Origin of the sequence: Veillonella sp. 3_1_44 (assembly GCF_000163715.1) — a bacterium.
GTDB lineage: Bacteria > Bacillota > Negativicutes > Veillonellales > Veillonellaceae > Veillonella > Veillonella parvula_A.
Genome location: NZ_GG770201.1, coordinates 372,062 through 391,659 on the forward strand (window position 1 = coordinate 372,062; position 19,598 = coordinate 391,659).

29 protein-coding genes and 3 tRNA genes are annotated in these 19,598 nt (G+C 36.2%); 23 read left to right on the forward strand and 9 right to left on the reverse strand.

Annotated elements, in window-relative coordinates:
• Nucleotides 1-11: 11 nt before the first annotated feature.
• Nucleotides 12-647 carry a hypothetical protein gene (locus HMPREF0873_RS08300; protein WP_008602793.1) on the reverse strand — a complete coding sequence of 212 codons (636 nt, stop codon included), beginning with the start codon at nucleotides 645-647 and terminating at the stop codon, nucleotides 12-14.
• A gap of 320 nt (nucleotides 648-967) precedes the next feature.
• Between HMPREF0873_RS08300 and HMPREF0873_RS08305 the strand changes: the two genes are divergently transcribed.
• The 3 genes from HMPREF0873_RS08305 (at nucleotide 968) to HMPREF0873_RS08315 (ending at nucleotide 1,238) form a co-directional block, all read left to right on the forward strand.
• Nucleotides 968-1,043, forward strand: a tRNA-Asp gene (locus tag HMPREF0873_RS08305).
• 21 nt (nucleotides 1,044-1,064) lie between these two features.
• A tRNA-Phe gene (locus HMPREF0873_RS08310) sits at nucleotides 1,065-1,140 on the forward strand.
• A gap of 12 nt (nucleotides 1,141-1,152) precedes the next feature.
• Nucleotides 1,153-1,238, forward strand: a tRNA-Leu gene (locus tag HMPREF0873_RS08315).
• A gap of 92 nt (nucleotides 1,239-1,330) precedes the next feature.
• Here the strand turns inward: HMPREF0873_RS08315 and HMPREF0873_RS08320 are convergent.
• The 6 genes from HMPREF0873_RS08320 to HMPREF0873_RS08345 form a co-directional block, all read right to left on the reverse strand.
• Complete coding sequence (locus HMPREF0873_RS08320) at nucleotides 1,331-2,404, reverse strand: site-specific integrase (RefSeq protein ID WP_008715477.1); 1,074 nt, start codon at nucleotides 2,402-2,404, stop codon at nucleotides 1,331-1,333.
• Nucleotides 2,405-2,570: 166 nt separating this feature from the next.
• Nucleotides 2,571-3,602 carry an Abi family protein gene (locus tag HMPREF0873_RS08325; protein WP_008715479.1) on the reverse strand — a complete coding sequence of 344 codons (1,032 nt, stop codon included), beginning with the start codon at nucleotides 3,600-3,602 and terminating at the stop codon, nucleotides 2,571-2,573.
• A 135-nt stretch (nucleotides 3,603-3,737) separates the two neighbouring features.
• On the reverse strand, nucleotides 3,738-4,121 hold the full coding sequence (locus HMPREF0873_RS08330; protein WP_156778342.1) for a hypothetical protein: 384 nt from the start codon (nucleotides 4,119-4,121) through the stop codon (nucleotides 3,738-3,740).
• A 17-nt stretch (nucleotides 4,122-4,138) separates the two neighbouring features.
• The gene (locus HMPREF0873_RS08335; protein ID WP_038125802.1) at nucleotides 4,139-4,399 is read right to left on the reverse strand and encodes an ImmA/IrrE family metallo-endopeptidase; all 261 of its coding nucleotides are present in this window, start codon (nucleotides 4,397-4,399) and stop codon (nucleotides 4,139-4,141) included.
• A gap of 31 nt (nucleotides 4,400-4,430) precedes the next feature.
• Complete coding sequence (locus HMPREF0873_RS08340) at nucleotides 4,431-4,652, reverse strand: hypothetical protein (protein WP_008715486.1); 222 nt, start codon at nucleotides 4,650-4,652, stop codon at nucleotides 4,431-4,433.
• Between the two features lies 1 nt (nucleotide 4,653).
• A complete protein-coding gene (locus HMPREF0873_RS08345; protein WP_038125803.1) occupies nucleotides 4,654-5,028 on the reverse strand; it encodes a helix-turn-helix domain-containing protein in 375 nt (124 codons plus the stop codon).
• 146 nt (nucleotides 5,029-5,174) lie between these two features.
• Between HMPREF0873_RS08345 and HMPREF0873_RS08350 the strand changes: the two genes are divergently transcribed.
• Nucleotides 5,175-5,384 (forward strand): helix-turn-helix transcriptional regulator, encoded by a 210-nt coding sequence (locus HMPREF0873_RS08350; protein ID WP_071985148.1) that lies wholly within the window; start codon nucleotides 5,175-5,177, stop codon nucleotides 5,382-5,384.
• A 243-nt stretch (nucleotides 5,385-5,627) separates the two neighbouring features.
• Here the strand turns inward: HMPREF0873_RS08350 and HMPREF0873_RS08355 are convergent, their stop codons facing one another.
• Complete coding sequence (locus HMPREF0873_RS08355; RefSeq protein WP_008715490.1) at nucleotides 5,628-6,422, reverse strand: TIGR02391 family protein; 795 nt, start codon at nucleotides 6,420-6,422, stop codon at nucleotides 5,628-5,630.
• A 180-nt stretch (nucleotides 6,423-6,602) separates the two neighbouring features.
• On the opposite strand from HMPREF0873_RS08355, the gene HMPREF0873_RS08360 reads away from it, so the two are divergent.
• Complete coding sequence (locus tag HMPREF0873_RS08360; RefSeq protein WP_008715492.1) at nucleotides 6,603-6,878, forward strand: hypothetical protein; 276 nt, start codon at nucleotides 6,603-6,605, stop codon at nucleotides 6,876-6,878.
• Here the strand turns inward: HMPREF0873_RS08360 and HMPREF0873_RS08365 are convergent.
• Nucleotides 6,846-7,439, reverse strand: coding sequence for a hypothetical protein (locus HMPREF0873_RS08365; protein ID WP_038125804.1), 594 nt, complete (start codon nucleotides 7,437-7,439; stop codon nucleotides 6,846-6,848). The genes HMPREF0873_RS08360 and HMPREF0873_RS08365 overlap by 33 nt on opposite strands.
• Before the next feature lie 109 nt (nucleotides 7,440-7,548).
• Here HMPREF0873_RS08365 and HMPREF0873_RS08370 point away from each other — a divergent pair, with 109 nt between their 5' ends.
• The 18 genes from HMPREF0873_RS08370 (at nucleotide 7,549) to HMPREF0873_RS08450 (ending at nucleotide 19,581) form a co-directional block, all read left to right on the forward strand.
• Nucleotides 7,549-7,749, forward strand: coding sequence for a helix-turn-helix domain-containing protein (locus tag HMPREF0873_RS08370; RefSeq protein WP_008715497.1), 201 nt, complete (start codon nucleotides 7,549-7,551; stop codon nucleotides 7,747-7,749).
• Between the two features lie 4 nt (nucleotides 7,750-7,753).
• Nucleotides 7,754-7,930, forward strand: a complete 177-nt coding sequence (locus HMPREF0873_RS09970; protein WP_008715498.1) for a hypothetical protein — start codon at nucleotides 7,754-7,756, stop codon at nucleotides 7,928-7,930.
• A gap of 304 nt (nucleotides 7,931-8,234) precedes the next feature.
• Nucleotides 8,235-8,606, forward strand: coding sequence for a hypothetical protein (locus HMPREF0873_RS08375; protein WP_008715500.1), 372 nt, complete (start codon nucleotides 8,235-8,237; stop codon nucleotides 8,604-8,606).
• 11 nt (nucleotides 8,607-8,617) lie between these two features.
• Nucleotides 8,618-9,007, forward strand: a complete 390-nt coding sequence (locus tag HMPREF0873_RS08380; protein ID WP_008715502.1) for a hypothetical protein — start codon at nucleotides 8,618-8,620, stop codon at nucleotides 9,005-9,007.
• 13 nt (nucleotides 9,008-9,020) lie between these two features.
• On the forward strand, nucleotides 9,021-9,623 hold the full coding sequence (locus HMPREF0873_RS08385; protein WP_038125807.1) for a hypothetical protein: 603 nt from the start codon (nucleotides 9,021-9,023) through the stop codon (nucleotides 9,621-9,623).
• A 2-nt stretch (nucleotides 9,624-9,625) separates the two neighbouring features.
• Nucleotides 9,626-9,994: a hypothetical protein gene (locus HMPREF0873_RS08390; RefSeq protein ID WP_008715507.1), complete on the forward strand. Its 369-nt coding sequence runs from the start codon at nucleotides 9,626-9,628 to the stop codon at nucleotides 9,992-9,994.
• A 14-nt stretch (nucleotides 9,995-10,008) separates the two neighbouring features.
• A complete protein-coding gene (locus HMPREF0873_RS08395) occupies nucleotides 10,009-11,664 on the forward strand; it encodes a PcfJ domain-containing protein (protein ID WP_008715509.1) in 1,656 nt (551 codons plus the stop codon).
• A 9-nt stretch (nucleotides 11,665-11,673) separates the two neighbouring features.
• Nucleotides 11,674-13,581 carry a hypothetical protein gene (locus HMPREF0873_RS08400; protein WP_008715511.1) on the forward strand — a complete coding sequence of 636 codons (1,908 nt, stop codon included), beginning with the start codon at nucleotides 11,674-11,676 and terminating at the stop codon, nucleotides 13,579-13,581.
• A gap of 2 nt (nucleotides 13,582-13,583) precedes the next feature.
• A complete protein-coding gene (locus HMPREF0873_RS08405; RefSeq protein ID WP_008715513.1) occupies nucleotides 13,584-14,354 on the forward strand; it encodes a phage antirepressor KilAC domain-containing protein in 771 nt (256 codons plus the stop codon).
• Nucleotides 14,355-14,364: 10 nt separating this feature from the next.
• The gene (locus HMPREF0873_RS08410; RefSeq protein WP_008715515.1) at nucleotides 14,365-15,237 is read left to right on the forward strand and encodes a recombinase RecT; all 873 of its coding nucleotides are present in this window, start codon (nucleotides 14,365-14,367) and stop codon (nucleotides 15,235-15,237) included.
• Nucleotides 15,238-15,239: 2 nt separating this feature from the next.
• The gene (locus HMPREF0873_RS08415; RefSeq protein WP_008715518.1) at nucleotides 15,240-15,962 is read left to right on the forward strand and encodes an MBL fold metallo-hydrolase; all 723 of its coding nucleotides are present in this window, start codon (nucleotides 15,240-15,242) and stop codon (nucleotides 15,960-15,962) included.
• Nucleotides 15,959-16,399, forward strand: a complete 441-nt coding sequence (locus tag HMPREF0873_RS08420) for a hypothetical protein (protein ID WP_008715520.1) — start codon at nucleotides 15,959-15,961, stop codon at nucleotides 16,397-16,399. The genes HMPREF0873_RS08415 and HMPREF0873_RS08420 overlap by 4 nt, the downstream gene beginning before the upstream one ends.
• Nucleotides 16,400-16,404: 5 nt before the next feature.
• On the forward strand, nucleotides 16,405-17,343 hold the full coding sequence (locus HMPREF0873_RS08425) for a Lin1244/Lin1753 domain-containing protein (RefSeq protein ID WP_008715522.1): 939 nt from the start codon (nucleotides 16,405-16,407) through the stop codon (nucleotides 17,341-17,343).
• 94 nt (nucleotides 17,344-17,437) lie between these two features.
• A complete protein-coding gene (locus HMPREF0873_RS08430) occupies nucleotides 17,438-17,965 on the forward strand; it encodes an ATP-binding protein (RefSeq protein ID WP_156778344.1) in 528 nt (175 codons plus the stop codon).
• Complete coding sequence (locus HMPREF0873_RS09825) at nucleotides 17,962-18,360, forward strand: prophage Lp2 protein 24 (RefSeq protein WP_008715526.1); 399 nt, start codon at nucleotides 17,962-17,964, stop codon at nucleotides 18,358-18,360. Before HMPREF0873_RS08430 ends, HMPREF0873_RS09825 begins: the two co-directional genes overlap by 4 nt.
• Nucleotides 18,361-18,378: 18 nt before the next feature.
• Nucleotides 18,379-18,927, forward strand: a complete 549-nt coding sequence (locus HMPREF0873_RS10095; protein WP_232192023.1) for a DUF6275 family protein — start codon at nucleotides 18,379-18,381, stop codon at nucleotides 18,925-18,927.
• Between the two features lie 28 nt (nucleotides 18,928-18,955).
• Nucleotides 18,956-19,330 carry a hypothetical protein gene (locus HMPREF0873_RS08445; RefSeq protein WP_038125811.1) on the forward strand — a complete coding sequence of 125 codons (375 nt, stop codon included), beginning with the start codon at nucleotides 18,956-18,958 and terminating at the stop codon, nucleotides 19,328-19,330.
• Nucleotides 19,331-19,341: 11 nt separating this feature from the next.
• Nucleotides 19,342-19,581, forward strand: a complete 240-nt coding sequence (locus tag HMPREF0873_RS08450; protein WP_008715532.1) for a hypothetical protein — start codon at nucleotides 19,342-19,344, stop codon at nucleotides 19,579-19,581.
• Nucleotides 19,582-19,598: the final 17 nt, after the last annotated feature.

Genomic DNA, 19,598 nt, shown 5'->3' on the forward strand with positions numbered 1-19,598 from the left:
GACAAAGATATTTATTTTCTAGTGATAGTATATAGGTCTTCAATATCAGGAATATCGTAAATTACCCATGTTCCATCTCCTAAATGACGCATCAAAACTTTTATATCTTTTGTCATATTCTTTTTATTATTTTGTATTGTTACAGTTACAGTAGCCTTATCACCATTATCTTCTGACTTTAGGTTTTTAACCTCTACATCATGTTCCTTAAATAGGCGACCTTCTACAAGACGATCTACCATAGACTTATTATCATCATTTGCTGTAGTGGTATTATTGGTAGGTGATTCAGATTTAAAGCTGTCAGGATCTTCGATATATGTTCGTATTACGTCTTCGATAAGAGCTGGTCCAAATGTTTTGGTAGCTGCTATTGTAGCTTTACCAAGTGGGGTAGATGTATCGACATATTTATTGCCTTCTCGTTCTACAATGTTTTTTACAATGGATTTTATATCTATGTGGCGTAATGCTTCGTCTGCATCTTTATCTTGTACTGCTTGGTGAATGATTTTTAATGTGTAGGCTGGTGTATGTGGTACATACCATAAGAAATACCATGCTGCGGCCATCGCTCCTACAATAGCTATGATAAGAGCGATAATAACACCTTTTGAATTGAACTTATTCACAGCGAATCCTTTCATGTTTCTATAGAGGCATTTTCATACTGAATATATACATATTGTAGCATATTGAGTAAAGAATAGGATGATTTCTAGTAAAGGGTATACCTATTATAGCTTAGAGAGAAAATTGTACTATTACGAAAACTGACGAATTATGACGATAAAGGGTGGATTCCTGTAATATAATATAGAGATACTTTTATAAAAGCTATAAAATAACGATTATCAAATATAATCAATTATTTTCATAGATTTGTAATAATATTTTTTAAAAAAATAGTTGCATTGCTCTAAAATCCATGATATTATGTACAAGTAGTCAACGCGAGTTGATACGCGGCCCCGTGGTGTAGCGGTTAACATGTCGCCCTGTCACGGCGAAGATCGTCAGTTCAAATCTGATCGGGGTCGCCATTTTTTTTTACAAAAAATCATGCCTCGGTAGCTCAGTTGGTAGAGCAACGGACTGAAAATCCGTGTGTCGACAGTTCGATTCTGTCCTGAGGCACCATTTGTATTCCATGCGGTTGTGGTGGAATGGCAGACACGCCATCTTGAGGGGGTGGTGAGCTAACGCTCGTGCGGGTTCAAGTCCCGCCAACCGCACCAAGCTAATAAAATAAGGGCTTACAGGTAATTCTGCAAGCCCTTATTTTTGTTTGACATCATAAAGTCTTATGTGGTTTGACATCATTTTGACATCAGAATATTTTAGAGATGCGTTCCACGATATCATCTTCCATTTTAGGCGTGACGTGAGAGTAAGTATCCATTGTTTCTTGAAACGAAGCATGGCCTAGGCGTTCCTGTATGGCTTTCATATTTGCTCCATTTTCGATAAGAAGAGTGGCGTGAGTATGTCTGGTGCCATGCATGGTAAAAGTTGGCTTGCCAATCAAATTGGCGTATTTCTTGCATAACTTGCTAACTTCATCAGGACAGCGAGGAGCACCTTTAATACCAGGGAATACTAGATTATTATTTATCCAGTTCATGGTCTTAATTCGCCGCTTATCTATGGTTGTTTTATGCTTCATAAGCTCTTGGATTGTATCCGTATCAATGGCTATTATCCGTTTTGATGATGTAGTTTTAGTTGTATTTGATATAACTGCAGTTGATCCGATTTTGAGTGCTGTTTGTGAAATGGATATGGTCGATTTCTTAAAGTCGATATCAGACCATCTTAGGCCTAGTAATTCAGAGCGCCGCATACCGGTTGCAAATGCTAATTTAAACAATGCATGATGCTCAGAATTAGATATATTAGATAAAAAATTCTTAACTTCATCTGCAGACAACGTTACCATATGGCGGACTTTAACATGTTTTGGTCTGTCTATATTTTTCATGTAATTTTTAGGGATGATATCATCCTTTACAGCCTGTTCTAATATCGAGCTCAGTATTGTCATGGTGTAGGATATAGTTCGAGAGGATAAACCATCCATAGATTCAAAGACATACCGTAATGTATTTGGTTTAATCTCAGCCAGCTTTACGCCACCTATTTTGTCTCTAATATAACGATTAATGATGCCAGTATAACTTTGATAGGTAGCTGGTGTTATACTCTTTTCTTTTAATTGTAGCCATATATTAATCCAGGTATTTAATGAGATCGTGTCATCGAAATTGGCACATGATTGATTAGCATTTACGTATTTCTCCATAGCTTCAGCAGCAGCTTTCTTTGTGCTGCCATAAAAGTATTTACGCTTACCGTTTATCATCTTCGATACCTGGTAGCGGCCATCGGATCTTTTTTTAGCCATAAAAATAACCTCCTTGGCTTAAATTTGGGTATAAGAAATAAGCCTTAGAGGTTTTGTGGTATAATGTTATTGGAGTAAAAATGAAGTACCTCTAAGGTATGTAGTTTTTAGTAGCCCTCACTGCGGTGAGGGCTTATTTTTTTGTATAAGAGAGAGGCGGGGTTTTCTACGTTTGCCCCAGATAGATTAAAAATCTATTCTGTGTATCTGCCGGCATGTCTGCGATGTTCGCATAACACTGAAATAAAAAAGGCCTTATTTCCCGGTCGCCCTCGTCAATACCATTAAATACAGATAAGAAGTCGACAATAAATTGTTTTTTAAGATAATCAGTTTTTAGTAAAACCATCATCGATAACATTACACCATATACACCCTTAAGATATACTTTTTCGTTTTTCTCGATCTTCTTCTTTTTTTTCTTTATTAAAATTTTTCCGGGTAAACATTTTGACAATGTACTAGAAGGGATTTTTCGTGTCTCATCAGTTCTAAGCGCAGTGAAATCAAGATTATGCGCTGCTGCATTTCGAAACACTCTAATGGCCTCTAATGCGCAAATAATAAAATTAGTTTTATCGTTAAGTGGAATTATCCTGTCAGGTTCGTTAGGCAACAATTCGTTTACAACGTCGTCGCGTTGGGCGTTCTTTAACAGTTTAAAGAGATTAATAGAATTACTAAATGATAGGTTCTTTAATAGTATCCACGGTGGAATGTGGTTATGGTGTTCACGATAATATAAAGTAGGGTTGTTTGCGATTTTATCATCATTTCTTGTTTTGAAACATTCGAGTTGAACAGCGTCAAACGTCAATACATTATTAGGATTTTGATAAGACTCTTTATATTTTGACTTTGCTAAATACACTGACATATCTACACCAAAATCTCTAGATAAAGTGTAAGCTAGTTTTGTTTTAAATATATTTTCAATAAACATACTATACTTTAAAATGAATGCTTGTATAGATCTGTCAAACATAGAAAGGCTATATAATTGTTCTATAGTAGTACCTTCAATAAAATGCTCTCCGTCCGGTATAAAATGTTTTTGGTACCGATTAATTAGATCATAATAAGATATTGTATCTAAAGCATGAATCGCAAATTCTTGATTGCTTATGTTTAGATTTCTAGTACGTAATAATTCAATTTGTTGCTCGTAAGTTTTAAAAGGCTTGTCATAAATTATCAAAATTCAGCCTCCTATATAATAAAAGGAGCCCTGCTACCAATGATAGCAAGGGCTCCAGTGTCCAACAGTCACGCAATGTGGAAAGGGACAGTTCACTATCATTAGTATACATCATATAAAATAAGTTTTCAATACTTATTCTCTTGTGAGTAAAACAGTATCACCTATCTTTATAGGCGTTATTGTAGGTGCGGAAAGATTGTCAGAAATATCATCTTTATTGACATTTAATGGGACGGTTCGAGCAATAGTTTTTTGAAGTACAGATACCGGACTAAATAGAGTGCTAGTACGTCTAACAATGCGCTGACATACAGAGAATTGAGCATAAGGGGCTGTAATTTCAATAACAGCTTTTATACCGTCATACGCTCCGTAGTTTACGCCATCTATAATTAAGTCTTCACCAGGTTCAATTATTCGCAAAACATCGCCCTCCTTGGCACCGTCGTTTAGGCCATAATTAATTAATACTGTGGTTTCGTTTTCAATAGCAATGATTTTATAAGCATCAAACATAATGTCCGCTCCTTTTGTCATAAGACATGATGATAAAAATTAATACCATCTACATCGTCAACTTCCCTTGCATTGGCCATGCGTTCAATTAAATCAACATTAGCGATACTATACATATCATCGTGTATAATATGCCCTAATTCATGCAATATCCCCTTGCGTTGCATATCTCGTGGCTTGTTGCTATTGACGAGGATAGTATACGTACCATCCTCATTTAGTTTTAGAATGGCAGTTTGAGTTTTACGTAATTTTACATAGATTAAATTAATGTTCACGGAATCAGCCCCTTCGTAGGGATATTTTATATCACGATACATGGAATTTTTTACGCATGTTTTTTTGCACTTGATTTGTAAAAATCATCAAAAAAATACCGTTAACAGTAATAGGTAACATCAAAGAAATATATCCATTCTGTGTAAAGTAATATATTAATAATGCGAGCAAGATGGAAATGCTAGAAACGATAAATGACATAGCTTGCATTTCACGAACACATGAATTTATTATATTTTCATAATTTGCCATGTTATTTGCCTTCTCTTTTCTTTAATCCCTCAATCATATTAACTACAAAATCTATATCATCCTTAGACATATCCTTGCTAGCATCAAATAAGATTCGTAAGTTCGGATTATCTTTTACCGCTTGTGCGTATTTTGATACCTCCGGATCTATATAGTACTCTTTAGGAGTGTCATTCCAGTCCATTAGATATGCTGGGGTCGTATTTAATACTTCAGCAAATTTTTCAATTTTATTTCTCGCTATATCTACAGCTCCAGACTCTATTTTATTTATAGTTGACCTGGATTTATATCCCATTTTTATAGCTAAATCTTCTTGTGATAGCCCCAATTGTATCCGCCTCTCTCTAATTCTGTCGTAAATGGTCTTATTCATATTAAAAGTCCTCCTTGAATATAGTATATATAATAAGTTCTTAAATTTCAACATTTTTTTACTTTTTCATATAAAAATGTTGACATTTTTTCTACATGATGCTAATATATGACTGTAGAAAATATTTCAACAAAAAGGAGGTGATAATGTTGGGGTTTAACGGCAAAATGCTGTCTCGCAAGATTTATGATACCGGCATAAAGAAAAAGGTTTTAGCTGAACGATTAGGCATATCGCCATACGGATTAGCAATGAAAATCTCTGGTAAAAATGAGTTCAAGAATAGCGAAATTATCACTATATGTGAATCATTAAACCTTACGCCGGATGAACGAGATTCTATTTTTTTTAGCTAAGCGTTGAATTAAATTCAACATATTGCAAGAAAGGAGGAGAGATGAATCAAAGAAGTAGTTTTGTTGTCAACACAATTCGACAATAAAAAATACTACGTAATAGACCTGAACGGCAATCTATCACGTAGCATCAAAGATGGATTGATATTTTTAAATCGGGACGATGCAGATATGTATATACCTGGCATTGAGTCGAAATTAAAAATATTTTTAGACGGGGCTGCAAATCTTGTTAATGCAGAATCAATTAATCTTATGAGTATAATTTCTGACACACTTTTCGAGCGCATATCGTGCTCTGGAAATAATAATTAATGCCTCAATAGTTGATTGATAAGTATCATTACTTAGGTATTTGGGTGTATGTGCTTTGGGATTCCTGTATAGATAAACAATTGCATTTAGCAACGAACGGAGACCATTGTGATCTGATTTTTCATCATCAGTTTGAAATCTATTCATAACGATTATCGGATTCGAACCTTCAAAACATCGATTTACTAGAGTACTCCCATCTAAATCTAATCCTGATATAGAGCGCAATTCTGCTAATAGGCATTTACAAGATTCAAATATCAAATGGAATAGATTTTCTGAAATAATTTCAGGTCTACAGAACGCAAGTATCTGAGGATGAATTGAAAATCTATGCAGATCTGCTTTCAATCGACTTACAACCTCGGTAGCCTCGTCTAGCGTTGTTGCAGGGGTTACTTTTATTACCTTTCCTGTAGGAAGAAGTTTAAGCCCGATAAAACTTAAAAGTGTATTTAATGAATCTAATGCATCAGTAAAATCATTTTGTCTTTCTACGAAGAGTGACGGAGACATAATGTATTCAATTATTTTTATCATTGGATCGTAGGAATTGTTCTTATTACATTCATTAGCGACTCCATTATAAATACGTTTCCATTTTGTATCGATATCAGGAAGTTCACAGTTAATACCTAAATTAGCAAACATTATTGTTATTTCTTGTCCAGTTAATAACTCACCTAGTATTTTACAAATTTTTGTGATTTGTAAACTATTCATTTATATCACTCCCTTTCATCAAAATTATACATGAACGGGAGGTGAAGATAAATATTTAATTAACAAAGGAGAAAATATGTACAACACCAACAACTGATTTAGCTCTACGGTTAAAAACTCATAAATTGGCAAAACATATAAGCCACCAACAAAGTTAGTGGCAGTAGCGAGGGGCATTAAATGAAAGAGGAAAAACATATTAAAATACTCCGCCAACAGCTGGAACTATTGACGGAGTTGCAAAAACAAGTGGATGATCCACAAATAATCATGGAGTTATCTGACAAAATAATTGTGTTATCTGATGCACTAACTAATCTAGAAGAATCACAAAATAATAAATTATCTGTTTGGAAAGACGCATCATTAATTTATCAATTAGCCTTATCAATTCAAAATAAATGTGCAAAAGATATAGATGAATTATTTGCTCTGGGCAGTGACAAAAGTAAATAGCATCTGCATAACTGCGATAGCAATATGTTGATGCTTGTGGAGCACATTAGAAAATTTTGATAATAGACCTTTTGGCACGGGAATATCATTACTTAAGTTTGTTTCTAGCAAATGGAGCATTTTTCTAAACGCTTCTTTTTCTTCCATAGATATATTTTTATCATTGTCAATTAGATTTGAAATTGAATTTATGGATTGATCTATAGAAATTGAAACATTTTCTTGTGAACCAATTATAGAATTTCCATTTATAGTGCCAATGTTAAATATATTGGTTGCATTAGAGCGTTTATGAGCACGCTGATAGTCTGTTTCATATTTTAAAATGGCGCCATCAGTCATTCCCAAAGGTTTTACATCTATAACATGGTAGTTCTTTTTGTTATGAACCAAGATATCGCCTTCTATTATATCTGAAAATTCTAATGTTTGAATGGAGTTTGGATATTTACTAGAACAGAAAAATCCATACACTTTGTCAGCGATTACTTTATTATTTCGTATTACAGTAAATAATTCAGACATATTTTTAAATGGGGCAACCGGCATTTTGAATTTCATTATAATCACCTCCTTTCAAGGTGATTATACAAACAATTATTTAAGAATACGCAAAATATTCATGAAAATTTTATGAACATCTATAAAGAAGATATAAAGGAGGATTATTGTGGACAGGAATAAATTATGCATAACAGTCGCTGAGGCTGCTGAACTAGCAAGCGTTCCTCAAGATGTGATTCGTCAATGGGCGGCTGACTTTGATTTTCCGTCGATGAAGATAGGGGCCCGAGGAGGTAAACGATTGATCCATTTAGATTCGTTTAATGCATGGCTAGGGAAACGATGCCAAGCAAGAATAGGAGAGTGAAAAAATGAAAAAATTAGCAGGCATCATGTTGGCCACATGTTTTGGAATTTTAGAAGGCTCAGATGTGCAAGGGTACGAGTTGCACTCATCGACTATGCTACTGTTGCTTTTATGCGTTGTATCAGCAGTAGCTATTCTTTATAAATCATTTAAGGAGGATGAGCATTATGGACGATATTGATGTGATTGGTGTGTTATTTATTCTTGTTGTGATGGCCGTTTGCATTATGTTTTATGGCGGTCTGGTTTGGGTACTAATACGATGAGACGTCCGGTTCGAACATGTACGAAATGTGGAGTTAGGTTAATTCCACACACTCATAACTACATTTATGACGAGACTAATCGTAAGGCAATTAGAGTATGCAAACATTGCCACGATGAACATGTTCGCCGTAAAAGTAAAAATGCTCGCACTCACGGCAATGAGATACGAGCACAAATTAAATTAACCTAGTTAAATTGTAACACATAAGGAGGCTACTATGCCAACTGTTAATAAAAATATAGATTTTGATTTCTTTAATAGAACGGGCCGGTACCCTCCGAAGATACGATTTAACATGTGGGGTTCCGCATGCGGATTAAGCATTGACGCTTATAAAGCACTAGGGCAACCTATCGGCCTTAGAGTTGGAATCGATAAGGCGGATCGTGAAATTCATGTTTTACCAGTTACTAAAGAAAACATTAAGGGTGCTATTTATCCAAAAACACATGAACTTAAACATTCAAAAGTATTAATTTCAACATCCCGTATCGTTCTGGCCGAGCTCAGAGAATTGGGAATTACTAAAAACATTGAAGGGGCCGTGAATGATGAAAACGGGACATTAGAGTTGCTATTTAAATTTTGAGAGGAGATAAAATGCCTGAAATAAAAGCAATAAAATCTAAACCTGCTGCAAATGCATTTGATTTTAATTTCTTTGCAGATAACAGGGGCAAACACGAATCATTACAAAAGGTAGCGATAGTGTCTACAAATAGCTATATCAAACTTTCAATGCCGGCTTACAGGAAATTAAAAGGCCCGGAATATTTCAAAGTTGGTATAGATATTAACAATAAAGTCATTTGTGTGGCGCCTGCGCTTGCAACAGAGCCATATGTAATTAAACCAACAGCAGTACAAATTGAAAGAAATACTATTTATATATCTAAAAGTCACAGTGTAATTCGTAAACTCCAGGAGATTGGAATTCCCAAAATTGTGGAAGGGAAATTAGTTGATGATGAATTACTGTTTAAATTCTAAAGGAGAAACTATCATGGAAAATCAAAATATCTTAACTATTAAATTCAATACATTAGACGATCTAGCAGTACAAGTTGCAGATTGGAATGAACGACTTAATCATCAATGCTGCGGTAATTGCCATGATGGTAAAGCTCCTGCGGGAACAGTTTGTGAAACTATTGATGTAGAGGCTGTAACATCTAAGGTCGAGCCTAAAGTGGTGAAGGTTGAAAAAGCTGAAGTGAAAGAAGAAAAAGCACCAAATAAAGTCGCTAAATCAGAACAAACACAAGACTTTCATGTGACAGACTTCGAAGGCAATCCAATAAAACTAAAAAAAGAAGATAAGGTTAAACCAGTAGCAGACACTGAACCTGCTAAAGCAACAAAAACTGAAGAGGCTGCTCCGGTAGAAACTCCTCAACAAGATACAGAATTAGACGTTGTCACTGAACCTGTAGATAAAAAAGCCTTTTATAAAGAATTCCGTGCATGGATGGGTGAGGATGGTGTAAAGGCTAAAAAGGCGATTGCTGTTTTTAGCAAGCACGGTGTTACTCGTCCGTCTAGCGACTCTTTAACGGATGACCTTATCACCGATTTAAAATCCATCATGGCAGAGAAGGAGGCTTAAATATGGCTAAGCAACAATTCAAAGCGCAAGCTGATATATGTAAAAAGTCATTAGACGTATTACTTAAGGCCATTGAAGTGGACCCTGGTAATGCTGAAGAATACCAAGCAGGTATAGCGTATACAGAAGGTGTCATGAAAGCATCTAATGCAATTGTAAAAGCCTTTGATGTGGTAGAGCCTCCTAAGGCAGCTGCTTCTAAAGAAAAAGCGGAAGATGTGGCAAAGGAAGAAAAGCCAAAGCGCACTCGTAAAACCAAAACAAGTAAAGATTCTGCACCAGTTAATGAGCCAGCTACAGATGAAACACCGCCAATGGTTGAGACTAGTGCAGAAGAAAACGCTGACCTCTTTGCTATGTTTGGTGATTAAAGGGGGAATTCACTGTGGAGATTGTATCCAGCACCTATATTCACAAAATGTTCGATAGCGTAATCCTAGAGGCTCCTTACGGTGCGGAGTATACAACTATTTGCCATCTCGATTGTGGATTTACATTTGGCGGTAGCTGGCAGCGTAAGTATTCCTATCACAATGGATATGTAACTGGTGCTAAATATTATACTTGTCCAAACTGCCATCTATCATCCAATCCCTACGATCATAAGATTTGCTATTCCATTAATGATGAGAAAGTATATCCTGTGACAGCATATGTAGAAGTTATCAACTATAAATATTTTTTAGATTTAAAGATTAGATACCAAGGTATACAGCTTTTCTTTGATGGTAGAAAAAATGACCACGGAATGTGCACGGAAACATTGCGATTCGACTTTAAAAAACGTAAAGCTACATACATTGATAGATTTAGAGTTCGCCACGAACTCACTGTTGATTATATTCGTGAGAACGAGATTATGCCTGTGCTTAAATTCTTTGGTGATTCATATGCCATGACAGACTTTAATCGAAAGTTTTTAAATAAAACATTTAAAGCTTTAAGAGTTATGTTTGAAAAACGATTGAAAGAAACATATAGCTATGGGGCTAAGGATATATATGTGTCACCTAGCGCCACTGAAGAAAACGGCTATCACTTCACAATGTTACTCAACATGATTTTGAAATTATCTGCACCGGATATGCCTAGTATTGTGAGTCTAATGAGGCAGTACGGGTATTGGACTAATGCTTATAGCATGTATCGATACACCAATATTCCATTTGAAGAGGATGTGTTAACAGCTACAAGAAAGGGTATGAACTTTCAAGCAGCGCTTAGACAGTCGTATAAATCACCCAATAGCAGAGCATTACGAAAGTGTATGGTTGATGATCCATTAAGTGTGATTATGTCTGATGTCCTCAATCTATTCGGTGACGAAAACTGCAGACGTACTATTCTTACACTCCAACGCAGCTATGAAAGTGCTTGCCCATATACTGGCAAGCTTCATAACGCTAACGATTTTCGTAAGGCTATGAAGCTAAATACACCTCATTCTAGAGATATGTGGCAAAAACTAATCGAACGCTTCGATGAACCTGCTATATTGCGGTGGTTACTTGGTGAGGATATCCGTGATATAGCAGATTGCGTTGATATGTACGTAAAACTAGGACCAAAATACCAGGATGTTTTATGGGAAAAGCGATTCAAGCTAAAACAGTTCCACGATGAACTTATCAATTTGTTTAACAAGCAAGAGTACGGAGATGTAATATTGCCTGCTCAACCTCAATTACAGGCTGACGTGAACGGAATGCACTTCATGGTTCCTAAGACTGCAGCTGATTTGATGACGGTTGGAAAACAATTAAAAAATTGTGTGGGCTCTTATCGTGGCCGTGTCATGCAAGGACAGACGGCGATTGTAGTTGTTACTGATGATGATATGAATCCTGTGGCCTGCTTAGAACTGACCACAGGAGAAAAAGTAAAAAAAGGGCAGCCCAAATTTAACCATTTAGTGCAAGCGAAGTTATTTGCAAATACGCAGCTAAAACAAAATAATAAAATTCACTCGACGGTCATGCAATGGGCCAATCAATTACAGATTGAGCCGCACACCATCGATGTGGATGCCACTGTTGTATAGGAGAATAATATGAAACTCACAAAATTAGAATTACTAAATTTTAAAGGGCTAAAGTCCTTTGCCATAAATCTTAATGGCGATGTTGTAATCCGTGGTGATAATGCCACTGGGAAAACTACTGTGTTCGACTCAGTATGTTGGTTGCTGTTCGGGAAAGATAGCCTGGACAGGGCAGACTTTGAGATTAAAACGCTTGAAGCTGGTGAGCCAGTTCATAAAGTTAATCATGAAGTAACAGGTACCTTTACTTTGGACGAAGGGGGTACAGTTGAACTTAAGCGTGTGTATCGTGAAAAGTATTCATCCCCTCGTGGTGGCGAAGTTACCCTCACAGGTCATACGACAGATTATTTTGTCGATGGTGTCCCTAAAAAAGAAAAAGAATACAAAGAAATGGTTAGTTCGCTTGTTGATGAAAGCATCTTCAAATTGATTACTAATCCTTTGTATTTTAACGAAACGTATTCCTGGCAAAATCGCCGTAAGTTACTCTTGGAAATGTGTGGCGACATTGATGATGCTGCTGTAATCAATAGCCGTGAAGACTTAAAACGTTTAGCAGAGTTATTAGATGGTCGGACGGTTGATGATCAACGTAAAGTTATTGCCAGCAAGAAAACAGCTATTAATAAAGAACTTGATATGATTCCGGTTCGTATTGATGAAGCTGTGCGAAATAAACCTGAAGTTATGGCTGATAAAGATAAACTAATCAGTGATATTAAAACTTTATCAACTGGCATTGATGATGTTGAAAAACAAAAGGCCATTATTAAAAACGGTTTTAGTGCTACAGAAAAGCAGTCTAAAATTCGTGACATTAATCGTCAATTAGATGTCAGACGTTCAGACATACTATCCGATTACCATAAACGCAAACAACATTTGCGTAGCGAATACGAAACGTCACTATCTAAATTGAAGGCGACTGAAGCTGAAAGAGATAGATGCATGGATAGAAGCAACGAGCTTAATAAAGAAATTGAGCGAGAAGCCAAACGCATCGAAACTCTAACGTCTGAATTCGACACATTTAACTCTCAGCAGTTTAGTAAAGAGTCTTGCCCTACTTGCGGGCAGCAATTGCCGGCGGATAAACAGGAAAAACTCGAGGCAGAATTTAACGCTAATAAATCTAAAAAGCTTGAAGAATGGAAAGGCCTTATCGATAGTGCTGCTAAGTTAAAAGAAAACTACGAAGAGCAGCAAAAAACTATGATATCAAAAGCTGACGGCTTAATAGATGACATTACCCTACAAAGCAAGGAGCGAGATATTAAACACGAAGAATATGAGGCATGTTCTGAACCTAATGTCGAAGATGATCCTACGTATACCGATTTAAAAGCACAATTATTTTTACTTGAGATTGAAGAGGAACCAGGTGCAGACACTGAAGAGCTTGCAAGACTTGAGGATGAACTTTCTTCTTTGAAATCTAAAAAAGCAAATCTCGAGACTGAATTGAATAAATTCAAATTGATTGATGATATTGAAAATCGTGTTATCGAATTAGAAAATCAACAACAAAAACTTGTTGCCGAAAAGAATAAACTCGATGAAGCATCATATCTTATGGATGAGTTCGTAAAAGCCAAAGTTAACATGTTGGAAGAAAGCATTAATACAAGGTTTAAACTAGCTCGTTTCAAAATGTTCAACGTTATGTTGAATGGCAACGTTGAAGAATGTTGCGAAACTACCTATAAAGGGGTGCCATACCGCAGCATGAATAATGCAGCACGCATTAATGTAGGCCTGGATATTATCAATGCATTGACTAGCTATTTTAAAGTTAATGCTCCTGTGTTTATTGATAATGCCGAAGCTGTTACTGACTTTATTCCTGTTAATAGCCAAACAATTAAATTGATCGTTGATGAATCAGAACCTCAACTGGTCGTTAAGGAGGTATAGGTATGACTGACTTACAAATTTTTAATAATGATACATTTGGCCAAGTTCGTATTTTAGAAAAAGATAATGAATTGTGGTTTGTAGCAAAAGATGTCGCTGATACTCTCGGGTACCAAAACGGTAGTCGAGATGTAAACCGACACACTGATGAAGAAGATAGAACAAAGACAATGGTGTTTGATGGCAATCAAAATAAAGAAACAATTTTGATTAATGAAAGCGGACTTTATTCCCTGGTACTATCCAGTAAACTACCAACGGCAAAACAATTTAAACGATGGATTACGTCGGAAGTGATTCCTCAAATTCGTAAGACTGGTGCTTATAGCATGAACATTCCAAAGTCATTACCTGAAGCTCTTAGAGCCTATGCTAATGAGGTGGAGTCGCACAATGCTACCAAAGCTATTGTTGCTCAGCAAGAACAGCAGATAGCAGAATTTAAACCGGTTAAGGATTACGTGGACAAAATATTGTCTAGTAAATCGTGCTTAACTATCACCCAGATTGCCGCTGACTACGGCATGAGCGCTCAAGAGCTAAATAAAATCTTGCATGAAGCAGGACTACAACGCAAGGTTGGTGATCAATGGATTCTCTACAAACAGCATATGTCAAAAGGCTTCACTAAATCCGAAACCTTTACATTCTGCAGAAGTGATGGTCGCTTAGATTCTAAAATCACAACTAAATGGACTCAAAAGGGCCGTTTAGAAATTCATAATATTTTATCTAATTTAGATATCCACGCTGTATGCGAAAACGTGGCATAGGAGGTACATAATGGGCGAAGTAACAAAAGCACAAACTCAAACACCATCTCTTAAAACTATGGTGTCTAGTGAGTCGGTAAAGAAACGTTTTAATGAAATCTTGGGTAAAAAATCAGCAGCCTTTGTGTCTAGCTTGATTTCTGTATCTAACAATAATGAACTTTTATCTAAAGCTGACCCTACTACAGTTATTACTGCAGGTGTGATGGCGGCCACTTTGGATCTTCCAATTAACCAAAATCTGGGGTTTGCTTACATTGTTCCTTTCTACAATAGCAAGAAGAAAATTAATGAAGCTCAATTTCAAATGGGATACAAAGGGTATATCCAGTTGGCCATGCGCACAGGTCAATATAAGACTATTAATGCTAGTGAAATCTACGAAGGCGAAATTAAACACCATAACAAACTCACAGGCGAATTCGAATTAGGCGAGCGAACTGGTGATAATGTAGTTGGCTACATCGCTTATTTCAAACTCATTAATGGCTTTGAAAAGTATTTATATATGTCTAAAGAAGATGCTGAAGCACATGCTATAAAGTATTCCCAAACATACAAAAGGGGTTTTGGCCTTTGGAAAACTGATTTTGACGCAATGGCCATCAAAACAGTACTTAAGCGCTTGTTAAGTAAATATGGCATTCTATCAGTCGAAATGCAGAGCATGGCTAATGCAATCTCTGTAGACGGCGCCGTCCTTCGTGATAATAATGGCGAGCTCACCCCTGATTTCGAAGGTGAAACTATCGATGTTCAATCAGATGTAGCAGAAACAATCGCTAATAATGCAAATTCTGAAGCCATTGACATAGAACCTAGCCCTGTCAGTGAGTTCGTTAATCCTGAAACTGGCGAAGCAGTCAATATGTTCGGTGATTAATTGTGATTAGTATTCAAGTATTCGGTAGTAGTTCGAAAGGTAACTGCTACCGAATCAAAACCTCAACAAATGGCGATGAACTATTGCTTGATGCAGGATTATCATTTAAAGAAATTCAACGGTATTGTCGCTTTAACTTCCTACACCTATGTGGCACGTTACTTACGCATCAACACGGAGACCACAGCAAGGCTGTAAATGATCTATTAAAGCTAGGACATCGTGTGTATATGTTAAAAGATACTGCGGATGCATTATATGTAGCAGGGCATCATAAAGCAATCTATATTACGCCTAAGATTCAATTTACGATAGGTAATTTTAGCATTCTACCATTTGAGTTAGAACATGACGTTCCTAATATTGGATTTCTAATTTCTGATGGAGAGGAAAAGCTTCTATACATTACTGACACCTATTATTGTCGGTACACATTTAAAGATGTGAATCATATCATGGTTGAATGTAACCATTCCTATGAAATTCTAAATCAACATGTAGAAGCCGGTTACCTTGATGAAAAGCGAATGGAACGGTTAATCCAATCTCATTTTTCACTAGAAAATGTAATTAAATTCCTCAAATCTATGGACCTAACTAAGTGCCAAGACATACGGCTACTACATTTATCAGATAATAACTCAGATGCAGAAACATTCAAACGAGCGGTTCAAGCTGCTACTGGTAAATTAGTAATCGTAGAGCAAGAAAGGAGCCCCTTATGATTATTAAGTCAATTCAAATTAAAGATAACGACATCAGTATTGCTTATCAGAAGCCATCTGCCACAGGCCTTACGGATGTATTCACGCTAAAATCTAAAGATGATCCGCGTCCTGAACTCCTACAAGCGTTTAGCAAACTGCAGTCTATTGTGAAGAAGAACTTCGAATTTCTGGAAGAATTTAAAATTCCGTTTTTGGTAAACACATTTAAATTTAAGTATGGCGACATTGAAGGTCTTATTAACCAGGTTGGTGTTGAAGGCATCGTATCTGATATGAACACTCCTAACGAATTCAAGTTCAAAACAGACTGGTTAAATGTTGAATATGCAGACTCTACATTCGCTATCTCCGTTCAAGACTTGATCGATGAGTGCATAAAGTTTATTATGGGACGTCGAGCCCAGGATAATTTATTTAATGACAGTGAAGAGTGATAGATATGGCGAAAAATCAATCATACTACTTTAGTCATGACATCAATGCGAGTAATGATCCTAAAATCGCTGCTATGATTTCAGAATTAGGAATGATTTCATATGCCTGGTGGTGGATATTGATTGAAAAATTAGCCGCAGCAGATGACTATAAATTGCCACTAAAAAAATATACATTCGTCGCTTTGGATAATGAGTTAAGGATGAATAATGAACAAATTTTAACAAGTGTTCAACAAGTGTTCAACAAAAATCAACACGTGTTGGAACAAAATTCAATGTGTTCATTTTGTTCATTTTTGTTAATTTATTTGTTGATTCATGACTACGAATTATTGGACTGTGATGACGAATATTTTTGGTCGCCAAGCTTAATTCGAAGATTTGAATTTAAAAAGGTGAAAGAGGAAACTATCCGCGAAAAACGTAGGTTGGCAGGCCTTAAAAGTGCGGAGTCTCGCAAAGCAAAAAAACAAAATTTAACACATGTTCAACAAAATTTAACACATGTTCAACAAAATCAACTAATAAAAGAAAAGAAAAGAAAAGAAAATAATATAGAGAGAGATACGCGCGCACGCGAAGATGAAAATCCTCTATCTATGTTTGACGATGATGGAGTAAAAAACAAACCCATTTACGAATTGTATATGAAATCAATTGGAGTTGTATCGCCTACTATTAAAGAGCGGTTAGATGATCTAGTTGAATCATACGGCAAAGATCGAGTCATTGTTGCTATTAATACCACAGCGGATAATGGCGGTAATAGTATCAAGTATGTTGAAACTGTCACGGCAGGGAATCTAAAGCAGGAGGTGCAAAAGGATTTTGGAGCAAGCAAATGTAACAGCAATGCTAGAGGCGTGTCTCGAAAAAATTCGAGAAAGGACGAAGACGTCGACTGGGAAAAAGAATATCAACGAGTCCACGGTAAAAAATGAGTTCTTTTACCCGGTCTACGATGAACCAGTCGTCATTCAAACTAACGTTAACACCACCTATGCTGCAGTTGGGATTCCTAAGCGGTATTATGATATGGATTTTGACTGGTTACGTAAACACGGTAGCTTTCCAAAAGAGAACGCTGAAGCTTACGACGTAGTTAAAAAGTACTCTGATAATCTGAAAACTAATCTTGATTCTGGCAAGGGGCTCATATTAAGGGGCCCCGCTGGCACCGGTAAAACATCAATTGCAGTGAGTATCTTGAAACAGGCTATGGCATTAGGCAAAGGGTGCCTCATGATTTCTATGCCTAATTTATTAGATACCATGCTTACATTGTCTAAAGGCGACAATGTAGCTTATCTAAGATTTGAGCAAAAACTGCGGAATATTCCATTGCTATTGCTCGATGACTTTGGGGCGGAGTACTCAAAATCTGATTGGGTACCGTCTAAAGTCGAAAGCATCATCATTGATCGCTACAACAGGATGAAACCCATCATTCTTACGACGAATTATAGCGATGCTTGGACTGAAAAGAATTATAGTCAAAGAGTATATGACCGCCTACGTGGTGAATATGCGGTGGCTATATTCAATGGAGCGTCTCACCGATGAAAATTCTATTACGATGTCAGTTTAGATTCCGAAAAAAATCTCATGACCGGTTCCCAACATTAAATGAGTACATTGATTGTGAGCGTGGCTCTACTATAGCGGCGGCTGCTATGAAAAAGAAATGCACTGAGCAGGTTAAAGAACAATGCATTTCACAGCAGATACAACCTGTTAATGGGAAAGTAGATCTACTATTTGAATGGCACTCATCAACCAGACATGATCCTGACAATGTAGCATTCGCTAAGAAGTTTATTCTTGATGGGCTACAGTTGGCTGGGGTATTAGAAAACGACAATAGAAAATTCATTGGAACTATGGCTGATGAAATCATTCAGGATAATGAAGATTATGTAATCTTACACATTACTAAGAATATGGGTATATTTCTTTAACTAGAAAGGACGATTAATATGGATCATTTTATGGTGATGTTAGTGCTAGGAATTATTGTATTAGTAGTATGCTACACGATTATACAAATTCTAGGCACTATTAAGAAATACACAGATAAGCAGAGTTATCAGACTATACAAGGACTGACACCAGGCAGATTGTATGAGATACCAAATAATCCGCCGCCACCACCTGTAAGGTTATCAGCTAGTGAGGAATTAAAACAATATACGGCCAATGAAACTCTAAAACGTCATGCGGCTAATCTAAAAAGGTTACAAGGAGAACATAAAATGAGATACAACTCGACTTTACAAGAAAAAGCAATTGAAGCAGCACAAAAAGCATTGTACGGTGTAGATGACTTTGATTATCTTGCTGCTGACGGAGACCTAAACGGAATGTTTGTTGTTTGGTTTTGTAAAACTTTACAAAACTGGAAGGCGATCGTAGCAGGACTAGATTTTGACGAATTTATTGAAGTCACACACAACGGTGATAAAAATGAAACTTATGTTGATATCTATCGAAAAGAAATGAACGTGTGTATTAAAGACAACCAATGAAAATATTCCGTTCTAAGAGGTAGTGAAAATGCTAGTAAAAAATGAGAATGAATGGTGCTGGTGTATTGGTGAAAATGTAGGGTATCCCCAAAAAAGCATTGAAGATGCTGTTAATGAATTTGCGAAAACCTATCCAGCTGATGAAGTGCCGAAAATTAGAGTTGCAAACCCATATTATTATATTCCAACTGTTGATGCAGAACGTGTTATTGAAGAAATTGTATATGGTGATCTTGACGATGAAATCGCGGAATGGTCGGAAGATTATCTACTAGAAGTTAAACAGGAACATATAGATGAACTTCAAAAAGAATTAACAACAGTATTTAGGAAATGGGAAGAACGTAACGGATATAAAAACACATCTTTTGTGATTTTTAAAACGATTAATCCTTTTGAGTGAGGTGGTAATAAATGTATACTGTAGTATTAATAGAATGCAATGGTAGCGATAATATATGGTGTTATGGCTCATACAAAACAATAAATGAGGCACAAAAGGCAAAAAATGAATTTGAAGAAGAACAAATAAAATTCATGCAAAACCTAACCAGTGAGCAATTCTCTAAATTTATTGAAGAAATGCCGGTTATTGTAAAGAATTATTCTCGCATTATGAGTGTTTCATATATTTTGCAAAATTGTTGTGGGTAAACAATATAGTGTAAATA